The sequence below is a fragment of the Ruegeria sp. N7 genome (assembly GCF_056531345.1).
The window spans coordinates 24,078-42,419 of sequence record NZ_JBQFLR010000015.1 but is presented as its reverse complement, the minus strand read 5'-3'; the positions used below and the strand labels follow the sequence as shown (position 1 = coordinate 42,419).

The window sequence follows — 18,342 nt, the reverse complement described above, 5'->3', positions numbered from 1 at the left end:
ATGCAAGTTTGCCTCAAAATTACCAGCAAGTCAGAGCGAAAACATCGCTGACATTGAATTATATTTGCACCAACAATGGAAGGACCACAAATGCTCGCAAACTTTGAGACAGTCGGAATTGAAAGCCATACAGCCAAGCCAGGCTTTGGCCATGCCGCCACAGCCACCTTACCCCGCGAGGGATTTGACCTCGCACAGAGGGAAATTCAAAGCTGGAGTGGGTACAAAAGAGCGCCAATGCCGTCCTTTCAAGGTCTAGCCGAAGCACTGGATCTGGGCGCAGTCTATTACAAGCATGAAGGGTTAAGATTCGGTTTGGGCAGTTTCAAAGCACTTGGCGGCGCTTATGCGGTTCTGCGAGTATTACAGCGCGAATTAACCAAAAAGACAGGCCGTGAAGTCACTGCCGATGAGATCCGAAACGGCACCCATACTGCCGGAATTGCAGACATAACCGTCATTTCGGCGACAGATGGCAATCACGGTCGTTCAGTGGCTTGGGGTGCCCAGCGCTTCGGCGCGCCATGCCGAATTTACATTCACAAAGAAGTAAGCGCATTCCGCGCCGACGTAATGCGCCAGCTGGGGGCCGAAGTGATCAGGGTTGATGGAGATTACGACGCTTCCGTGGCACAGACCCGGACCGATGCAGCGGCACACGGTTGGTTGATTGTTTCAGATACTTCCTGGCCCGGTTACACTCAGGCACCTCTTGATGTCATGGCTGGTTACGGGGTCATGGCGCGCGAGATCGTGCAGGATTTGGCTTTGCCACCCACTCATGTCTTCCTTCAAGGCGGCGTTGGAGGCTTAGCGGCTGCCGTCACCGCGGTATTCCTCCAGGAATGGGAGCAGAATGCGCCGCGCGTCATCGTGGTCGAACCTGAATTGGCCCCCTGCCTTTTTGCAAGCGCCCAGGCAAATCGGCCTACAGCCGTCGAAGTAGGCGAAGAAACCATAATGGCTGGTCTATCCTGCGGCGCGCCGTCCGAATTGGCATGGAACGTTTTGGAAGAGGCCGCCAGCGGTTTCATGAAAATCCCTGACCAGCTTGTGGCACCGGCCGTCCGCCTATTGGCAAACGGCGCTTTCGGAGATGAGCCAATCGAAGCCGGAGAAAGCGCCGTGGCCGGTCTGATTGGCTTGATCTGCGCGTCATTGCGCACCGACCTGCGGCAACAATATCAAATTACGCCACAATCCCGAGTGATGTTGATCGGGTCAGAAGGCGTCACAGATCCGCATGTTTTCGACCGGATCATGAATGATAGCAACTGACTTGCGGAAATGACCCGGCGTGGTATTCCCCCTTGGTGGAAGACGCGCCCGGCTTCCACCTTCCGGCCACGCCGCAGGAGTTTACCGCTGTCCGGCCTGCAAGATACGCCTTTGTTCTTGGCCAATCATGCAGGTTCACTTCCTTTCGACAGTGAACCGCGTTCCCCAAGGGTCTGTCAGCTCTTGCGGTTGCAATACAGTCCCATCCGTCAACAGCACGATCTCATCCAAGCCGCTGCTGTCAGTTGGACGAGCTTTTGCACCATTGCTGTTCCAGACGTTGCCTGCAAAGTGATGGTGGTACCCACCCGAACTGTAGAACCCTGCTGAACCTTCGTGCAGCATGCGATCCTGCGCTAGATGTCGTGTCATGAATTCGTCGACCGCATTGATATCCCCGACCTGTAGGTGGACATGTCCGACCACCATATTTTCCGGAGCCCCGGACCAGTCTTGACGGGCCGCACCTGCAATGGCCTCCAGGTCCAGATGATGCGAGCCCATGCGGATATACTCTCCATCCATCTGCCATGTTTCAACAGGCCGGTCGGCGTAGATTTCGATCCCATTGCCTTCTGGATCGTTTAGATACAGCGCCTCGCTGACGTCGTGATCCGCCGCCCCGGTCAAGGGGATGCGGTTTTGTGCAGCATAGATCAGCCAGCGTCCCAGGTAATCGTGGTCCGGCATCAGAAAAGCTGTATGGAAAAGACCCGCCGCATGCGGATAGCGCCGCGCAGCACGGTCTTGGCGCAACTCGAGCAGAACGTTGTTTCCTGCGCCCAGTTTCAGGGTTTCGCCATCCCGCGCCAATTCCTCAAGGCCAAGCACTTGTTGGTAAAAGGTCCCATCAGTGTCCAGATTGTTCACAATCAGTGCCACACGGCCGATTGACACGGGGGCTTCGCTGCTTCTCATGCCATAGGCTCCTTTTCTGAGTTTCGAAACCCCCTTCCCATCAACCGCGCTGGCGTAGGCCCGCGTTGCCAGCATATCAGCGATCATCGCTGTACCGGCGGCGGCAGTCAAACCTCCGGCCATCCTGTTTAGAAATCCTCGCCTGTGCACATTGCCGGGTTTGATGGTCATGGGGTTTCTCCTGATCCTCAATACTCGAACACGCCGTTGGTGTTTGCGGATTCTCCGGTCTGCGCTTTTTCGATGTCCCAATGCTCTACGATGAAACCATTGTCATCAAAGCGGAAGATATCGAAAAATCCGATGCCCAGATCGCCCTCAATGTCGAGGTTGGTCTGCTTCGAATGAACCAGCACCATGTCGCCCATCGCAATAGTCTTGGCAATTTCTGTTTTTAGGCGCACGTTATCAGCAGCTAGTCCGGTCAAGTATTCTGCCAGAGCATCGCGCCCATCCGGCACGCTCGGGTTGTGCTGTATATAGTTCTCGGAGGAGATATACGCTTCGACCGCTGATAGATCACTTGGGTTTTCAAAGCTTTTCAGAACGGCGATAGCACGTTCACGGTTCTGCTCGATATTCTGATCGGAATAAACATCTGCGTTTGGTCCCTGAAACATAGTGTTTTCATTCGCCGCGCTTTCGGGGACCTGCTGGTAGTGGTCCCAGTGTTCGACCAGTTTTCCGTCCTCGGCGCGCCAGACATCAACATAGACGTACTGGTCCCCGTTACTGCCGGTCCAGACAGAATGGATTGCAACATAGGAACCCTCGGCAAGCACACGGTAGAGATCCACCTGCACATCAGGATCGGCAGTCAGTTCACCGGCAACGGCCTTGATCAACTCAACCGGCCCGTCGCCATATGCGGTGGCATGCTGAACATTGGTATCGCCGATGTACTTCCCGAAATTGTTGAGGTTCCGGTAAACCAAAACATCCCGATAGAACCCTTCGGCCAGTTTGATCGAGGCCTGGGTTTGTGCGTCAATGCTTAGCTTATCAGCATGGAGCGGAGTGGAAAGCGCCATAACCACAGCGGTTGCAGCAAAGAGGACGGATTTTCTAAACGGCATGGGTTTACCTTTTCGGTTGCATGTGGCGACCAGATAGAGATTTTCATTGATGAAAATAACAGAAAGAATAACCATATAACTCATGAAGAAAAACGATAATAAGGAACTCGGCGTCCGTTTGATACGCATGTTTGCCGCAGTCTATGACACAGGTTCGATCACGGCGGCGGCCAGACGTCTGGAGGTCACACAATCCACTGTCAGCCATGGATTGAACCGGCTACGCGGAATTGTGAAAGATGAGCTGTTTGTCCCTATGGGGCGCGGTATCTCTCCTACGCCGCGCGCAGCCCAGTTGTTTGCACAAGCGCAACATATTCTGGAGGCAGTGGACGCATTTACAGAACCCGCGCAATACGAGCCTCGTGATGACAGCGGCCAGTTTGTGATCGCCGCCAATGATTATGAGACCGAAATCGTGCTGAAACCCTTATTTCACGCGTTGCGACACCGCGCACCGAAGGTACAACTGCGCATTTGGCGCGCGCAGTCGCAACAAGACTGGGCCGAACTACTACGCAACGGGCAGGTCGATCTGGTGCTGGCGCCCGAGCTTACCGGAACCGAAGCCGACTTGATGCAGAAACTGATCCTGACCGACAATGATCTTTGCTATTTCGACCCTGACCACGTGACTGCTCCTGATACAATCGCGGCTTATTGCGCGTTGCCCCACGCGGTCATGATGCCCGGGCAACACGAACTTACCGCTATCGATTTGGCGCTCAGCCACCTGGAAAGGCATCGCCGCATCTCAGTGACGCTGCCCGGTTTCTCGGCAATCGCCTCTCTTATTCGCGGGACCAATACTATTGCGACTATGCCTGCGCGGTTAAAGGACAATATCTTTGCCGGCTTTGCTCATTGCAGCCCACCCGTCGACCTGCCACCCGATAGAATTGCGCAGATCTGGCACATGCGCCAGGCAGCGTCACCTCGCCACCAATGGCTCCGCGCGCTCATCTCGGAGATAGCGACCGCCCGATGAAGGGCAAAGGAACTTTGATTGCCATCTCTGAGATGGCGCGCAAAAGACGTGGTCCGCCGCATGCGGACCCTCCTTCCGACAACCGGAACCGATATCCTAACTGCGAAAGCGGAACGTTCACTGGAAACTTCCTGGCTGATCAACCGCCAGAAATTCATATAGCCCCTTGACGTGCCGATGTGCACCGCGCTGGCGACCTGCCCATGTCTTCCAACAAACATGCTGAAGTCTCGCAGTGGGGCCTTAAGGCGATGTGTTCGACATGCTCCCCAATCTCGCGCGCGTATCTTCTTTTACGTCGCCCATCGCCATGCGCGCAAAGGCTTGCCGCCAGCCAGGGGCGAGGTCCGTCAGATTTGCGAGGGCTTCGGCATCCTTGCGGGAAACTCGTCGTGTCAGTCGGGCGCGGGTCACGTGCTGCACGCTCCAGTCCGGATTGCGCCTTTCAATCAACGTTATTCGATCTCCTGCTTCGACCTCGCCGGTTTCCAGAACACGGTAGTACCACCCAGTGCGACCCGTTTTCTGAAACAGGTAGGGCATCCTTTCATTTCCGGTGTGCAGTCCCAGTTTCCAGCAGGGCTGACGGCCCTGGCTGATTTGAACGATTGCCGTGCCCAGCCTCAGGATGTCGCCAATGCACAGATTTTCCTCGGTCAAACCGGTTGTTGAGATGTTTTCACCAAATGCTGCGGGCTCTGCGCCGGGGGGCAGCTGCCCTTCTCTCTGCCAATCCGCATAGTGATCCTGCGCATAATGGTGAATGGCTTTTTCTGCACCGCCATGCACGGTCAGGTCCGCCTGTGCATCATCTGAAAATCCAGTAAGCGAAATGACCTGACGGCCAGACACCCGATCCTTCTGAATGGCAGAGGGCGGCTTTGCCTCCCAGCGGTTCGTGACACAACCCAGGAAAATGCCACCTATTACTGTCGATAGTTCAGGAAGGGTCATTCAGGCCTCTTTGTGTTCAATACATATCTTTTCTTCTTCGCCACGCTCGAGGCTCACTTCCAGCAAGCTGCAGAAGCCATTTTTCTGACCTTTCTTATGATAGGCGCAGGTCATGCATTTCCCGAACGAGTGACCACCGTTCGCTGCCAATGCCAACATCAAGCTCTGAAGCAGACCATCCTTGAGAGACACCTGAACGCTGGAGGGCAGATTGCCGATGGCGTCAGCAATCGGATTGGCCTCTGTCAAAACAGAGGCGCCCGCCTTGGACAGTTCGTACGAGATCGACCGCTGGTCAGATTTTTGTCGGTGCTCGGCAGCGTATCCCTTGCGCACAAGCGCTTTCAGTGTCTGGGACATCGTTCCGCGGGTTGTCCCAAGGTACTCAGCGACATGTGACGGTGAACGGGAAAACTGATTTGCCTCGGAAAGGTACTCCAGCGCCGCCCTTTGTGTCGGGTTCAGGTCGCCCGTCCAGCCCGCAGCGGAATCTATCCGGGCAAGACGGTTGATAAGGATACGAATACTGTGGGCGGTTCTCATGCCCAACAAGTAGCGAGTCGAAATTAAAGTTGCAATATGTTTCTCCGTTTGGTAGCGAGTCGATATCACTTTACCGGAGATAAGAAATGATACTCACCTGGAAATCACTTGCTGCAGTTGTGATCGGAGCTTCGTCCGCCGTCGCAGAAGGCGATCACGCGATACATCAGGAGGGGGCTGTTGTCTCTCCCGCTGATGTCGCCAAGGTGGCCGACTTTGACATCCTTGCAGCGCATGCGCATCGCAACGGCAATACCATTACGTTCCACATGACCACCAATGGTACTGCCGGGGCATCGGTGCCGGCAGGAACCGGGGCAGTAGGAGGGTCAGACGTCTGGTCCTATGTGTGGCCTACATCCCTGGATACGTCTGCAGTAGGTTTCGAAGGCGGCGCCGGCATCTTGGCAATGGCTGCAACCAGCCACCCGGATTTTGACGACACCCCGCTGTTTGATGAAAACGGCGATGGCGACCCAGCCAACGACGGTATCGAATGGCACAGCCACTGGGTTGTTCTCGCCCCGACCGAAACTTGCGGCCCGGGCGCCCTTGCAGTGCGCGATATCCCTGAAGGGACGACGCCAAAGCTTCCTGCAACCTGGCCTGGATTCCCAATCTTCCTGGACAGCCCAGGGTTCACACCGCTGTTCGATGGTCCGGAAATTCAAGTCAAAGCCGGATTTTCCAACGACGTTCAGTTGGAAGGCATCGCTTATGATGGCGTAACCTCTGCTCTGCGGGTAAACGCCAACATTCACGCTCCGCTTTTGTGCGTCACGGATGTTTTCGACATTGCCTCGGGCGACCTGAGCCTACCGGGCAAGCTTCAATAACGATGTCAGCCGGTCGTCTCAGGCAGGCGGCCGACCTCTGAACAGGAGAGATCAATATGCAAGCGCCTGAACTGCAGGTCAGTGAATGGTTCAACACTGACAAGAACTTAATGCTTTCGGATTTCCAGGGTAAGGTTGTCGTCATTGAGGCTTTCCAGATGCTATGCCCAGGCTGCGTCATCCATGGCATCCCTCTGGCACAAGCTGTGCGGGAGCATTTTTCCAACGAACACGTCGCCGTAATCGGGTTGCACACCGTTTTCGAACATCACGACGCAATGACGCCGGTATCACTGAAAGCCTTTCTTCACGAATACCGTATCAGGTTTCCTGTGGCGGTCGACAAACAGGGCACCGGGCCTTTGCCGGAAACCATGGCGGCACACGGAATGCGCGGCACGCCCAGCCTTGTTCTATTGGATCAGTCAGGCCGGATTGCGGCACATCACTTTGGCCAGGTCTCTAAGCTGCAGCTGGGTGCAGAGATTGGAAGCCTACTTGCCAGCGAGGCTGCCGCTGAGGACGCAAGTCGGCAACCCAGCCAGGCCAGGCGGTGTGATGACACTGGCTGCGCTGTGTGAGACGGCGGCATACAGAGGGCAAACCTAAGCGTATCTACCTCCTCGGCGTGCGCGACATTGGTTCTCCATTTTCTCAGCTAAGCAAAACTGCCCGGGTTCCACATGTTCGTTTAGGCACGGTACCGCGCCCGTTTCAGACTTGCGTACCCGCGACAGCAATACGGCCGGATTATCGGGACTACGGCTTCACATCATTTGGAGGAAGTTTCGCGAACTCTGTCGTGTTCGACTGCAAACCTTGTCGCGTATGAGCGAGTGAACCCAGTGAAATTCTTACTAAATCCGTGTGATCGGCAAACTTCGTCGATACCTTGTTTCTTGCAATACTCGGGGAAAATGGCTGATGAAATTCATTCACATCACTGACATACACCTCGTCCGCGACTCCGGCCCGCTAAACGGCGGCTTTCCATCCCAGCGGCTGGACGCCTGTTTGGACGATATCCTTCGGTGGCATTCCGATGCGGCGTTCTGTGTCATCTCTGGAGATTTGGCTGAATTTGCTGAGGATGAGGCCTATCGGGCGCTCAAGGCGAAACTGGCCGCATTTCCGCTCCGCTCATTTCTGCTGATTGGAAATCACGACGACCGAACTGTTTTCCAATCGGTCTTCCCGGATCATCCAAAGGATGCCAACGGGTTTGTCCAGCATCGGTTCGAAACGGATGAGGGGGTTTTCTTGTTTCTCGATTCAACCAAAGACGGGCGCGATGTGCATGAAGGGCAGCTTTGCCCTGCCCGGCTGGACTGGCTCAGGCAGCAACTGACCCAAGCCGAGGACAAGCCAACCTATGTGTTCCTGCACCACCCGCCCTTTGACCTTGGCATTCCCCTTGTGGACGAGATCAGGCTGGTCGAAGCGGACGCCTTTGCTGACGCACTCAAACACGGGCGCAACATTCGGCATGTGTTTTACGGCCATGTGCACCGCATGACCTATGTGAACTGGCGTGGCATTCCATTTACCAGCCTGCCCAGTCTCAACCATCAGATTCCGTTGAATGCGGCCAGTGTCGATGGCGAGTTCTGCGACGAACCTCCGGCCTACGGTGTCGTACAGATCGCCGAGGATCAGCTGACGGTGCATTTCAACACTTTCCTGCAACGCAACCCATTGCATCAGACCTGAGGTATGGAAGCCTATTGGATCGCATTGGTTCTGGTTTCGGCGGCAACCCACCCATTGCGCGACCTTACGCTGAAAGGGGTTGCGCATCCGGTGTCGTGCTATGTCGGAGTGTCTCTGACCTGGGTGATCCTGGCGGCGGTTCATACGCTGGTTATGGGTCAGGAATTGAGCCTGCCACTTGAGACCTGGCCCTTTGTCGCAATCTCAGCCCTTGGGTTGACCTTCTACTACTACGGCACATTGTCGGCCCTGAGACGTGGGAACCTGTCGGTTTATTATCCGATTATCCGTTCGTCGCCGATTGCTATTGTCGCCTTCAGCTGGCTGGCCCTTGATCAGCATTACTCGTGGTTCACCCTGCTGGGGATCGCATTGGTCCTGCTAGGCAGCCTGATGATTCAGAAGTCGCCTGGCGGGCTGCTGCATGATCACAAAGCATTCGCGCTGGCAAGTATGGCGATGCTGGGATCGGCCGCTTATTCGCTAAGCGATGCCCAAGCGATGAAGCTGACCAATCCGGCACCTTTCCTGTTTTTCACCTATATTCTGGTGACACCGCTGCTTGCTGGCATCAGAGCCTGGGAAGATCGCCACTTGTCAGCCCCGTTTCTGGGGGTCGTGCGTGGCTGGGCACAGGCACCGGTGCGGATCGCTTTTGCCGGGATTGCGTCCTATCTGTCTTACTTGTTCATCCTGACCGCATTCCAGCTTGGGGCCGAAGCCGCCACAGTCAGCGCGGTACGGCAAGCATCGATCCCGGTTTCAGTGACCCTCGCGGCGATCATCTTGAAGGAATCCCGTTTTCTGCACCGTATCGGCTGGGCAAGCCTGATCGCATTGGGAATCCTTTTGATTACGCTGTCCCGAGGTTGAAACGGTAGTCACTGTCTTGACGCGCTACGAACTCGTCCTTCGTTTACTGGCCTTGTTTGGGATCTCTCTGGACGTAATTAACCGGTCCTGTAATGGCCGTGCACGACAGAAGCAAACGACTACACTGATGATCCGAAACACTCCATCTCTGGAACCAACGTGTAGATGCTATAGTCGCTCGGGCAGTGCAAATACGCCAACTCCTTGACGAAAACGAACTTGGCAATCCTTAAGATCTAAATGCCGCTACGGTAGCCGATCTCCAGGTTTTCGCAGCGACAGCCTGCAACAGTCACCGGCCACTGATCCTGCCGAGCCACTCGGATGTCGCTTCTAGCCCTTGTCGCAGAATAGCAAACATATGCTCGATTTCGCTTTTTGTAATGATGAGGGGCGGTGAAAGAACACACATGTTGATCACGGGTCTTACAAGCAGACCGCGTTTCTGGCATTCCATATCGATACGACTGCCAATCTCATAGTCGCGCCCAAGCTCGCTCTGGGGATCGCCATCGACTGAGCACTGAACACACCCCATCAATCCCATCCCACGCGCATCGGCCACAATGTCAATCTTGCGCAACTGCTGTAATTGATCCTGAAAAACCGGGCCGACTTTTCGAACGTGATCGAGTATCTTTTCCCGCTCGATAATCTCGATGTTTTTCAACCCGGCAGCCGCGCTGACCGGATGGCCCGAATAGGTGTAGCCATTCGAAAAGGTGGCATCTTTTCCCGCAACATCCGCTATCAGTCGATCTGAGATAATCGCGGCCCCCATCGGCGCATACCCGGATGTCATCCCCTTGGCGCAGGTGATTATGTCGGGCTGAATGCCAAAGACAGCCTCGGAAGCGAACCAATGACCCAATCGCCCGAAAGCCGTGACAACCTCGTCTGATATATACAGAACATCATACTTCTTGCAGATGTTCAGGCAGCGTGCGTGATATCCGATTGGTGGCACGATGACACCGCCCGAGGCCAAAACCGGTTCAGCAATAAAAGCGGCAACATTATCCGGGCCAAGCGCCACAATGGCGTTTTCGAGATCGGCAGCTTTCTCGTTCAGAAAGCTTTCATCGCTTTGACCGGGCGCGCGGTAAAGCGGGTTCACGTCCGGCAGGAAATGCGCCAGGTCGTCGGCCTTGTCGAGCCAAAGCCTGTCACGTTCTTTTCCACTGACGCTGGCTGCCAGATAAGTGCTTCCGTGATAGGCTTTTTGCCTTGAAATGATTTTCTTTTTCTCTGGCCGACCCATAAGGTTGTTGCGGAAATGGACAAACCGGATGGCTGTATCAACCGCGGTGGAACCGCCGGTTGTAAAGAAGACATTATTCAGATCGCCGGGCGCACGTTTGGCGATTTCGCGGGCGAACTGTGCCGCAGTCGAGTTGGTGTTGTTGAAGGGTGAGAAATAGGCAAGATTCCGGGCTTGCTCGGCCATTGCTTCGGCCATTTCCGTGCGCCCATACCCAATCTGGGTGCACCACATTCCCCCCGGACCGTCGATCAGGCGAGCCCCCTTTTCGTTTATCAGATGGATGCCGCTGGCACCTTCGATAAAGGTGCGGTCGTTTTCACCCAAAGCCTCCATCCCTTCCCACGGGTGCAGGAAGTGGTCGTTGTCCCATTGCTTGGCGTTGGAGTTATCCATGGCGGGCCATGCTTCCCGCGCTTAGTACAATAGGGAATTCTTCGCGCACCCGAGCGTCCAAAGCACCAAAATAATTAGGAAAATGGCTGTCGAGGATGGAATTCGCCTTGTTGCGGGCGCGGTCCAGCAGATCCGTTTTCCCTTCATTCTCCCAAGTGTCCGTACGCTCGCGGTCCATCAGCTGTGGGTAGACAAATTCGCTGTTCATATAGCTCAGCGTGTGCGGATTGCCGAGGAAATGACCCGGATCTATGGCGCATTGGTGAATCACATCCACCGCCATGGTTTCATCAGTAACCTCTATCCCACGCAACGATCGCAGGATCATGCCGCCCGCTTCGTCATCGATGACCATGCTTTCAAAACTGCATCCCATCAGGCTACCGATCATGCCACCAAACTCGCACAGGCGATTGGCGCCAGCATGCGCTGCAAGGGTAAAGGTCAGCGCCTTTTCCAGCCCGTATTGCGCATCAGGTATTTTTGCATCGGTCATACCTGCGCCCACCGAAGTGGGAAGGCCGTAGAAGTTGCCCATCTGAATTGCTGCGGCACCGATCAGCGCCTGTTCGCCGCTGCCGCCAGTAAAAGACCCGCTGCGCAAGTCCGTAATGAAGGGCCAGGCCGCAAAGCAGATGGGGCAACCCGGCGTGATCAGGTTGACGATGGCAACGCAGGCAAGTGTTTCGGCCACGGTCTGAACCAGCGTTCCCGCAAGCGTCGCAGGTGCCGTGGCCCCGGCTTGAGGTGGCACGGCCAGATCGACAGTCAGGCCAAGTTTGGCGGTATCAATCAGGATCTCCATATTTTCCTTGCCGATCCGTAAGGGGGAAACAATGGGGCAGCCGCCGAATATGACGCTTGGCTTATTCAGGAAAGCCCCCTCGCCCCCTTGGGCCAGATCAAACATGCGGATGGCATGTGGAATGTGGCTGCGGTCACGGAAAGTCAGGCAGGCGGGTTTTTGGCTGCCCGCAAGCATGGCATAAATGGTGTTCATGTCATGGGTGAAGTCATCGGTCACATCCGTCGCCAGAACCGTGTCGCCCAGCATGTGTATGTTTTCCAACCGGTCGACCAGGCGGGTGAAATCATAAACATCACGCAGAACCGACGGACGATAGGTTTTGGATTTGGAATCGAATGTTGTCACGGCGGTGCCGGAATTGGCAAAATAGACGCTTTCTGCCGTGCAATGCATGTCGTCCTTACCTTCGCGCTCCCCTCGGGCATAGACGTAAAACTCCTTGGCGGCACCTGCCAGAATGTCCTCCATCAGGGAGCGTGGGAAGCACAGCCGGTTGAGGTCACTCAGCACTGCACCTTTGGGAAGCACCAGCTCAAGCAACTCCGGGAAATGGTCGGTAATTCCGGTTTGTTCCAGGACGGTCAAGGCTGCATGATGGATGTTCTCCATATCGGTCTGAGTCAGCGGTCTATAGCGTCCGCCGCTCAGACCCCCGCGTACGGCTTCGTTACCCGTGGTCGTCTGTTGTACCTTCAGACGCGCTGCGCGCCCCCCGCCCCCGCGACGACGTGAACGGGGTGCTTCATTGGTGCTGTTCATGTTGCATCCTCTGCCAAATCAATAATCTCACGGCGAAACCAGTCTTTGTCTGCATCGGCCTTTGGGCGTTCGAAATCGCGGGCGGCGCGATGACCTGCAAAAACTGCGTCTGCGATCAGCCCCGGCGACGCGGCATCACCAATGAGGTCAAGGGTTTTCAAACCGGCTCCCTTCAGGCTGTCGAAAAGGGCGGTTTCACGCTGGCGCTCGGTCACCAGAACCGTTGAGGCGCACGGGATTTCAGTTTCGCGGTCGGTAAAGGCACAGCCTATCCGCACCGCGTCGCTCTGAACCGCCGTAAGCACCTGATTGCAGCGGATATCGACCGCCAGTTCGATCATGCGGGCCTGGATGCGGGACTGTTCCAATGTGTGAACGGCGTAGGCCGAAACCAAACTCTCAGGCGTGGCAAAAATGACCTGATATCCGGCAGTCGCCAATTTCTCGGCAATCACCCCAGCCAGATAGATGTGATCATCATCATAGATCATCACCGGGCCGTCCGGGGGCAGAACGCCTTTCATGATGTCATCAGGCGTCAACACCTTGGCATCCGGCGTGACCCTAGGCAGGCGGCGCTGCGTATTGCGACCCACTCCATCGGCACGCCAATGGCTGCCGGTTGCAACAAAGACATGCTCGATGCCAAGCTCGGCGACTTGTCCGGCTTCGAGCTTGCTGTCCGTGAATAACTGAACATTGGCCCGCTGTTTCAGATCGTTCAGGCGATAGTCAACCACGCGCGACCAGGCGGCGAGGCCTGGAAGTCTACTTTCCATACCTACCCGTCCACCAAATTCGGCCGAGGCCTCGGCCAGAGTCACCTGATACCCGCGCCGTGCCAATTGCATCGTGCATTCCAACCCCGCAGGTCCGCCGCCGATGACCAGCACTTCGGCCTCGCTTTTTTTCGGCGCGATGATCTCGGGGTGCCAGCCACGGCGCCATTCCTCGCCCATCGTTGGGTTTTGCGTGCAACGGATCGGAATACCCAGATTGTCCGACGACACGCAGATATTGCAGCCGATGCATTCGCGGATTTCGTCGATCCTGCCTTCCTCGATCTTTTTTGGAATGAAAGGGTCCGCAATGGATGGCCGCGCGGCACCGATGAGGTCGACAATTCCCTTTTTGACCATCGACAGCATCATGTCCGGGGACGTCAGTCGGCCCACGCCAACAACAGGTTTTCGGGTGATCTGTTTGACGTGGGACAGAAACGCGTTCTGATAGCCATCTTCGGGCTGGAAACGGGTCGTTGCGCTGTCATTGGACCAATCCGCGACATTCACGTCCCACAGGTCGGGAAGATCGGCCAATAGCTCAACAACCGCGCGGCCTTCTTCTGCTGCCTGCATACCGTCGGCGCCCATCATCTCGTCAATGGCAAAGCGGAACGCAACGGCACAGCTGTCGCCTATGGCATCGTGGGTGTCTTCCAGCAACTCACGGGTCAGCCGCACACGGTTTTCAAGCGACCCCCCATATTCATCGCTGCGCTGGTTCATATGGGCTAGCATGAAATGTTGCGCCAATGTCATGTTGTGCCCGGCATAGACATAAACGATGTCAAAGCCGGCCTCTTTCGCGCGCAGGGCCGCGTCGCGGTGCCAACGGCGGAGTTCCCGGATGTCGGCCTTGTCCATGGCCTGCGCGTGCTTTGGTTGCGTCGTATCCACAGACATCTCGGACGGTGCAAGAACCGGAGCGCGGGTCAGCAGGTTTTGCGCGTGGTTGCCGTTATGAACCAGCTGTATGGCCGCCAACGCGCCATGTGAATGCACTGCATCTGTCATCAGCCGCAGCGCAGGCACATCGCGTGCGTCCCACAATCGCCCTTCGGGGAACGGGGACAAGTCCGAGGTCGGGTGAATCTCGGTCTCCTGATTGGACACCACGGCCCAGCCACCTTCTGCTTTCATTCCCCGAACGGCAGCGTCCGCCCGCGGCCTGAGATGCCCCATCCCGGTGCAATGCGGCACCTGATAAAAGCGGTTTCTGGCTGTGACGGGCCCGATCTGGACCGGTTCGAAAAGCAGAGCATATGGGTTCGCGTTCGACATAAACACGCGTTTTCCTGTAGTTGAGTTCCGGAGCCTAAAGGCTCCGGATAGTGGGTTATGTTAGAAGCCGGCTTTGATCCGCTCGAATTCGGCCAGCATCTTCGCCTCAAGCTCGGGGTTCACAGCATCAAAGAACAAACTGCCTTCGAAGAAGCTTTTGGGATCGGAAAAACCATAGGCTTCTATACTGCCCTGATCGGCGATTTCGAACGCTTTTGCGTTGGAATGCGGGTAGCCCCAGTTGTCGATGATGTACTGACCACTGGCAGGGTCCGTAAGCGCGTTCAAAAGGTCATAGACCTGATCGACCGGTGTCGTGGACGATTTCAGATGCACATAGCCACACGCCCAGGTCGCGATGCCCTTGTCCACGTTGCGCATCATGGCCGCGGGCACTTCGTTCCAGATCAGGTTCAGTTCGGACTGGTTCCAGGCCCACCCCATTTCAATCTCGCCACTGGTCATGGCCTGGTCAAACTGACCCGCATCGGACCAATAAAAACGCATATTCGGGTGGATCGAGCGCAGGAAATCCGATGCTTCCTTGAATTGCTCATCGCTCAGGTTGGTGTAGTCATCCGCGTTTCCGGTTGCCAGCGCGGCCAAGGCATAAGCAGACGATGCAGCATCCGGGATGGCGATTTTGCCTGCATAGGCCGGGTCCGCCATCAATTGCAGTGAGATGTCATCCCCTGATATCTTGTCGGTGCGATAGATAAGACCTGTGTTCCCCCATTCGAACGGCAGCATGTAAAGCTGGCCGTTCAGAACGATGGCGTCGACCTCTTTGATCTCGGGCAGCACATCCGCCCAATTGGTCAGCTTGCTTTCATCCAAAGGCTGAATCAGATCAGCTGCGACCCATTTTCTGACCGCGTCAGAACAAGGATGTGCCAGATCAGCGGTAAAACCGGAACTCAGCTTGGTAAAGGCTTCTTCCTGGCTTCCGAAATAGGAATAGCTTGGCGCTTCATCCCCGTATTTTTCCATGTAGCTGGCAAAGAATCCGGGATCTTCATATCCCGACCAGTCAAAAACCGTCAGATCGGCGCCACCTGCACTGGCACTGCCTGTCGTTATTGCCGTCGCACACGCGAAGGCCGCAATTCCCTGAAGTTTCATTCTATCCTCCCTCTGTTTTATTCCGAGATCGTACCAAGATCGATCACGCTAGCCGCCTGAAGCCCCAGCCAAACGGCGTCGCCGCGTTTAAAGTCGACCGTGTGGAAATAGTTCGGAACCGAGACCGAGATTGGTTTCTCGGCCCCAGCCACCTGAATGTGGTAGTGAATATTCTCACCGTAGAAGGCGACGTTGCTGACAGTGCCCTGAACCGTTGATGGGTAGTCTTCAGGACGGTCCTCAGCAATCTCCAACTGTTCCGGTCGAATACCGATGTTCATGTTTCTGGCGCTGGTCGCCACATTGGGGTTTCTCTCGATTTCCATCCGCCCGAAGGCAGCCGCATCGATTGACAACATGTCACCGCTTTCGCTCAGTAACCGGGCCGGCAATATGTTCATCTCACCGATGAAGCTGGCCACTTGTTGATCACAGGGACGGGCATAAAGCGTCGTTGGCGTGTCAACTTGTTTGAGTTGTCCGTTGAACATCACGCCGATACGGTCGGACATGGTCATAGCCTCGTACTGGTCATGCGTGACCATCACAAAGGTAATGCCAAGCGACTGTTGCAGATTGCGCATTTCAAACTGCATCTGTTCACGCAGCTTCTTGTCAAGCGCTGACAAGGGTTCATCCAAAAGCAACACCTTTGGCCGCATGATCAGCGCGCGGGCAAGCGCCACCCTTTGACGCTGCCCGCCCGACAACTCGCTTGCGCCGCGATCCTGAAGACCACCCAGTTCGACCATTTCCAAAGCTTCGGCGACGCGCTGGTCGATCTCGGCCTTGGGCGCTTTGCCCCGCAACCCGTAGGCTACGTTGTTCCCGACATTGAGGTGTGGGAAGATTGCGTAGCTTTGGAAGACCATGTTCGTCGGGCGGTTGTTGGCCGGCACTCCTTCCATATCCTGACCGTCAATCAGCACCTTCCCCCTGGTGGGTTCCTGAAAGCCCGCGATCATGCGTAAAACCGTGGTCTTGCCACACCCTGAAGGACCGAGGAGCGAAAAGAACTCACCCTCTCTGAGGTCAAGGTTTATTCCGCTCGCGGCCACAAATGTTCCGTAGCGCTTTTCGACGTCCCTGAGCTCTATGATGTTTCTGTGTGTCATCGGACCTCTGATGCGGATGAACGGCGGCGGAAGTATTCGGCCAGAACCAGAAGCAGAACCGAAGTCAGCAGCAGGATCGACCCCAGCGCCAACACATTTGGAAGCTTGGCGGGGAAACGGATCTGGCTCCAGATGTAAACCGGCAGGGTTGGCTGGTTGCCGGACAGGAAAAAGGCAAGGACGAATTCATCGAAACTGACGGTGAATGTGACCAAAACACTGGCTACGATACCGGGGGCGACGACCGGCAGCGTCACGCGGCGGAAGGTTTCGAACACACCGACGCCCAGATCGTAAGATGCTTCCTCCAGTGATGCATCGAAGTCATCAAAGGCTGATTTCAAGATCGAGACAGAGAACGGCAGCGCGAGAAACGTGTGGCCCAGAATGACGGTCAGCAATGACGGCTTGAGACCAAGAAACAGAAACAGGACCAGCATTGAAGAGGCGACGATAATACCTGGGATCACCAAAGGCAGCATCACCAGACCTTCTGCCGCGCGTTGACCCCGAAAACGGTACCGAACAAAGGCACGGGCGGCGAACAGCCCCATGGCGGTCGACAGAAGGGCAACAACAGTTCCGACGGCAAGCGAGTTCCAAAGCGCCTGGATCAACGTGTCCTGCTCGCCTAGCTTACGATACCAGTCCAGTGTCCAGCCCTTAATCGGGAACGCAACGATTGTGCCGCTATTGAAAGAGAACAGGGGCAGGAACAGAACCGGCAGATACAGAAACAGCAGATACAGGAACGCATAGGCTGTCAGGGTCGAAGGACGTCTCATCTGATCCGCCTCCCCAGCCGCGTCGCGGACATCACAAACACGATGGCCACAAAACCCACCGAAAGCATTGCGATCAGCGACAGCGTGGCCCCAAGGGGCCAGTTGTTGGCGGCCCCGAACTGCACCTGAATAAGATTGGCGATCATCTTCCCGTCTGAACCACCAACCAAAGCCGGGGTCACATAATCACCGACGGTAGGGATGAAGATGATCAGGCAAGCAGCAATGATACCTGGGATCGTCAGTGGCAGGGTCACCCGCATGAAACGTTGAAAGGGGCTGTTCCCAAGATCTGTTGCAGCCTCAAGAAGGCTCGGATCGATCTTTTGCAGTGAGACATAGATCGGCAGGATCGCAAATGGTGCCCAGGCATGAGCGAGCGTCAGCACGACTGCGAATTCGTTGTAGAGCAGGAAGTCGAGAGGTTCGCTGATCAAACCCAGCGCCAGAAGCGCAGAGTTCATCACGCCGTTGAACCCCAGAATGAGCTTCCAGGCAAATACGCGCAGCAGATAGCTGGACCAAAACGGAATGGTGATGAGCAGAAGCCAGATGGTCTTTTTCTGGGCCTTCATCGCGATAAAATACGCGATGGGATAGGCCAGCGCGACGGTGACTATGGTCACCGCTCCGGCAATCCAGATTGATCTGAGCATCAGGTGCCGGACCAGCGGATCCGCAAACGCATCGCTGTAATTCTTCAGTGTCGGTGTCTTGTCGAGCGTCACATAGGTTTGGGTCCAGAATGAATAGGCAATCAGGATCACCAATGGCGCCGCGACCAGAAAGCCCACGTAAGCCGTGGCTGGCGCGCTGAGGGTATATCCCCGGGACGCTTCGCTGCGAAAGATCACCCA

General features: G+C 55.8%; 17 protein-coding genes. 6 read left to right on the top strand and 11 right to left on the bottom strand.

Annotation, left to right across the window (positions count from 1 at the left end; translation table 11 throughout):
• Nucleotides 1–75: 75 nt before the first annotated feature.
• Complete coding sequence (locus ACR0ES_RS15475) at nucleotides 76–1,278, top strand: diaminopropionate ammonia-lyase (RefSeq protein ID WP_480871245.1); 1,203 nt, start codon at nucleotides 76–78, stop codon at nucleotides 1,276–1,278.
• Between the two features lie 135 nt (nucleotides 1,279–1,413).
• Here the strand turns inward: ACR0ES_RS15475 and ACR0ES_RS15470 are convergent, their stop codons facing one another.
• Both ACR0ES_RS15470 and ACR0ES_RS15465 read right to left on the bottom strand, forming a co-directional pair.
• Nucleotides 1,414–2,367 carry a VOC family protein gene (locus tag ACR0ES_RS15470; RefSeq protein WP_480871244.1) on the bottom strand — a complete coding sequence of 318 codons (954 nt, stop codon included), beginning with the start codon at nucleotides 2,365–2,367 and terminating at the stop codon, nucleotides 1,414–1,416.
• A 17-nt stretch (nucleotides 2,368–2,384) separates the two neighbouring features.
• Nucleotides 2,385–3,401: a nuclear transport factor 2 family protein gene (locus ACR0ES_RS15465; protein ID WP_480871243.1), complete on the bottom strand. Its 1,017-nt coding sequence runs from the start codon at nucleotides 3,399–3,401 to the stop codon at nucleotides 2,385–2,387.
• Between ACR0ES_RS15465 and ACR0ES_RS15460 the strand changes: the two genes are divergently transcribed.
• Nucleotides 3,400–4,260, top strand: a complete 861-nt coding sequence (locus tag ACR0ES_RS15460; RefSeq protein WP_480616762.1) for a LysR family transcriptional regulator — start codon at nucleotides 3,400–3,402, stop codon at nucleotides 4,258–4,260. The two genes, ACR0ES_RS15465 and ACR0ES_RS15460, sit on opposite strands and share 2 nt — an antisense overlap.
• A gap of 243 nt (nucleotides 4,261–4,503) precedes the next feature.
• Here the strand turns inward: ACR0ES_RS15460 and ACR0ES_RS15455 are convergent, their stop codons facing one another.
• The gene (locus ACR0ES_RS15455) at nucleotides 4,504–5,214 is read right to left on the bottom strand and encodes an MOSC domain-containing protein (RefSeq protein WP_480483491.1); all 711 of its coding nucleotides are present in this window, start codon (nucleotides 5,212–5,214) and stop codon (nucleotides 4,504–4,506) included.
• Nucleotides 5,215–5,826 (bottom strand): MarR family winged helix-turn-helix transcriptional regulator, encoded by a 612-nt coding sequence (locus ACR0ES_RS15450; RefSeq protein ID WP_480871242.1) that lies wholly within the window; start codon nucleotides 5,824–5,826, stop codon nucleotides 5,215–5,217.
• A gap of 17 nt (nucleotides 5,827–5,843) precedes the next feature.
• Between ACR0ES_RS15450 and ACR0ES_RS15445 the strand changes: the two genes are divergently transcribed.
• From ACR0ES_RS15445 to ACR0ES_RS15430, 4 genes are all read left to right on the top strand, one after another.
• Entirely contained in the window at nucleotides 5,844–6,593 is a 750-nt protein-coding gene (locus tag ACR0ES_RS15445; RefSeq protein WP_480773828.1) for a hypothetical protein, read from the top strand.
• Between the two features lie 56 nt (nucleotides 6,594–6,649).
• Entirely contained in the window at nucleotides 6,650–7,174 is a 525-nt protein-coding gene (locus ACR0ES_RS15440) for a redoxin domain-containing protein (RefSeq protein WP_480871241.1), read from the top strand.
• A gap of 343 nt (nucleotides 7,175–7,517) precedes the next feature.
• Nucleotides 7,518–8,303, top strand: a complete 786-nt coding sequence (locus ACR0ES_RS15435; protein ID WP_480546016.1) for a phosphodiesterase — start codon at nucleotides 7,518–7,520, stop codon at nucleotides 8,301–8,303.
• Between the two features lie 3 nt (nucleotides 8,304–8,306).
• Nucleotides 8,307–9,176: an EamA family transporter gene (locus ACR0ES_RS15430; protein ID WP_480487995.1), complete on the top strand. Its 870-nt coding sequence runs from the start codon at nucleotides 8,307–8,309 to the stop codon at nucleotides 9,174–9,176.
• Nucleotides 9,177–9,468: 292 nt separating this feature from the next.
• Here the strand turns inward: ACR0ES_RS15430 and ACR0ES_RS15425 are convergent, their stop codons facing one another.
• From ACR0ES_RS15425 to ACR0ES_RS15395, 7 genes are read right to left on the bottom strand one after another with little or no spacing between them, the layout of a single operon-like run.
• Nucleotides 9,469–10,833: an aminotransferase gene (locus ACR0ES_RS15425; RefSeq protein ID WP_480773831.1), complete on the bottom strand. Its 1,365-nt coding sequence runs from the start codon at nucleotides 10,831–10,833 to the stop codon at nucleotides 9,469–9,471.
• Nucleotides 10,826–12,400: a trimethylamine methyltransferase family protein gene (locus tag ACR0ES_RS15420; protein WP_480871240.1), complete on the bottom strand. Its 1,575-nt coding sequence runs from the start codon at nucleotides 12,398–12,400 to the stop codon at nucleotides 10,826–10,828. The genes ACR0ES_RS15425 and ACR0ES_RS15420 overlap by 8 nt, the downstream gene beginning before the upstream one ends.
• Nucleotides 12,397–14,463, bottom strand: a complete 2,067-nt coding sequence (locus ACR0ES_RS15415) for an FAD-dependent oxidoreductase (RefSeq protein ID WP_480487990.1) — start codon at nucleotides 14,461–14,463, stop codon at nucleotides 12,397–12,399. Before ACR0ES_RS15415 ends, ACR0ES_RS15420 begins: the two co-directional genes overlap by 4 nt.
• Before the next feature lie 60 nt (nucleotides 14,464–14,523).
• Nucleotides 14,524–15,585: an ABC transporter substrate-binding protein gene (locus tag ACR0ES_RS15410; RefSeq protein WP_480871239.1), complete on the bottom strand. Its 1,062-nt coding sequence runs from the start codon at nucleotides 15,583–15,585 to the stop codon at nucleotides 14,524–14,526.
• 17 nt (nucleotides 15,586–15,602) lie between these two features.
• On the bottom strand, nucleotides 15,603–16,700 hold the full coding sequence (locus tag ACR0ES_RS15405) for an ABC transporter ATP-binding protein (protein WP_480871238.1): 1,098 nt from the start codon (nucleotides 16,698–16,700) through the stop codon (nucleotides 15,603–15,605).
• Nucleotides 16,697–17,485, bottom strand: coding sequence for an ABC transporter permease (locus ACR0ES_RS15400; RefSeq protein WP_480588105.1), 789 nt, complete (start codon nucleotides 17,483–17,485; stop codon nucleotides 16,697–16,699). The genes ACR0ES_RS15405 and ACR0ES_RS15400 overlap by 4 nt, the downstream gene beginning before the upstream one ends.
• On the bottom strand, nucleotides 17,482–18,339 hold the full coding sequence (locus ACR0ES_RS15395; protein WP_267366088.1) for an ABC transporter permease: 858 nt from the start codon (nucleotides 18,337–18,339) through the stop codon (nucleotides 17,482–17,484). The genes ACR0ES_RS15400 and ACR0ES_RS15395 overlap by 4 nt, the downstream gene beginning before the upstream one ends.
• Between the last annotated feature and the right edge of the window lie 3 nt (nucleotides 18,340–18,342).

Coding starts and splice junctions, on each gene's coding strand:
- ACR0ES_RS15435 (WP_480546016.1), top strand. CDS start 7,518: ATGAAATTCATTCACATCACTGACATACACCTCGTCCGCGACTCCGGC.
- ACR0ES_RS15460 (WP_480616762.1), top strand. CDS start 3,400: ATGTTTGCCGCAGTCTATGACACAGGTTCGATCACGGCGGCGGCCAGA.
- ACR0ES_RS15400 (WP_480588105.1), bottom strand. CDS start 17,485: ATGAGACGTCCTTCGACCCTGACAGCCTATGCGTTCCTGTATCTGCTG.
- ACR0ES_RS15465 (WP_480871243.1), bottom strand. CDS start 3,401: ATGCGTATCAAACGGACGCCGAGTTCCTTATTATCGTTTTTCTTCATG.
- ACR0ES_RS15470 (WP_480871244.1), bottom strand. CDS start 2,367: ATGACCATCAAACCCGGCAATGTGCACAGGCGAGGATTTCTAAACAGG.
- ACR0ES_RS15430 (WP_480487995.1), top strand. CDS start 8,307: ATGGAAGCCTATTGGATCGCATTGGTTCTGGTTTCGGCGGCAACCCAC.
- ACR0ES_RS15455 (WP_480483491.1), bottom strand. CDS start 5,214: ATGACCCTTCCTGAACTATCGACAGTAATAGGTGGCATTTTCCTGGGT.
- ACR0ES_RS15410 (WP_480871239.1), bottom strand. CDS start 15,585: ATGAAACTTCAGGGAATTGCGGCCTTCGCGTGTGCGACGGCAATAACG.
- ACR0ES_RS15420 (WP_480871240.1), bottom strand. CDS start 12,400: ATGAACAGCACCAATGAAGCACCCCGTTCACGTCGTCGCGGGGGCGGG.
- ACR0ES_RS15475 (WP_480871245.1), top strand. CDS start 76: ATGGAAGGACCACAAATGCTCGCAAACTTTGAGACAGTCGGAATTGAA.
- ACR0ES_RS15405 (WP_480871238.1), bottom strand. CDS start 16,700: ATGACACACAGAAACATCATAGAGCTCAGGGACGTCGAAAAGCGCTAC.
- ACR0ES_RS15415 (WP_480487990.1), bottom strand. CDS start 14,463: ATGTCGAACGCGAACCCATATGCTCTGCTTTTCGAACCGGTCCAGATC.
- ACR0ES_RS15440 (WP_480871241.1), top strand. CDS start 6,650: ATGCAAGCGCCTGAACTGCAGGTCAGTGAATGGTTCAACACTGACAAG.
- ACR0ES_RS15445 (WP_480773828.1), top strand. CDS start 5,844: ATGATACTCACCTGGAAATCACTTGCTGCAGTTGTGATCGGAGCTTCG.
- ACR0ES_RS15425 (WP_480773831.1), bottom strand. CDS start 10,833: ATGGATAACTCCAACGCCAAGCAATGGGACAACGACCACTTCCTGCAC.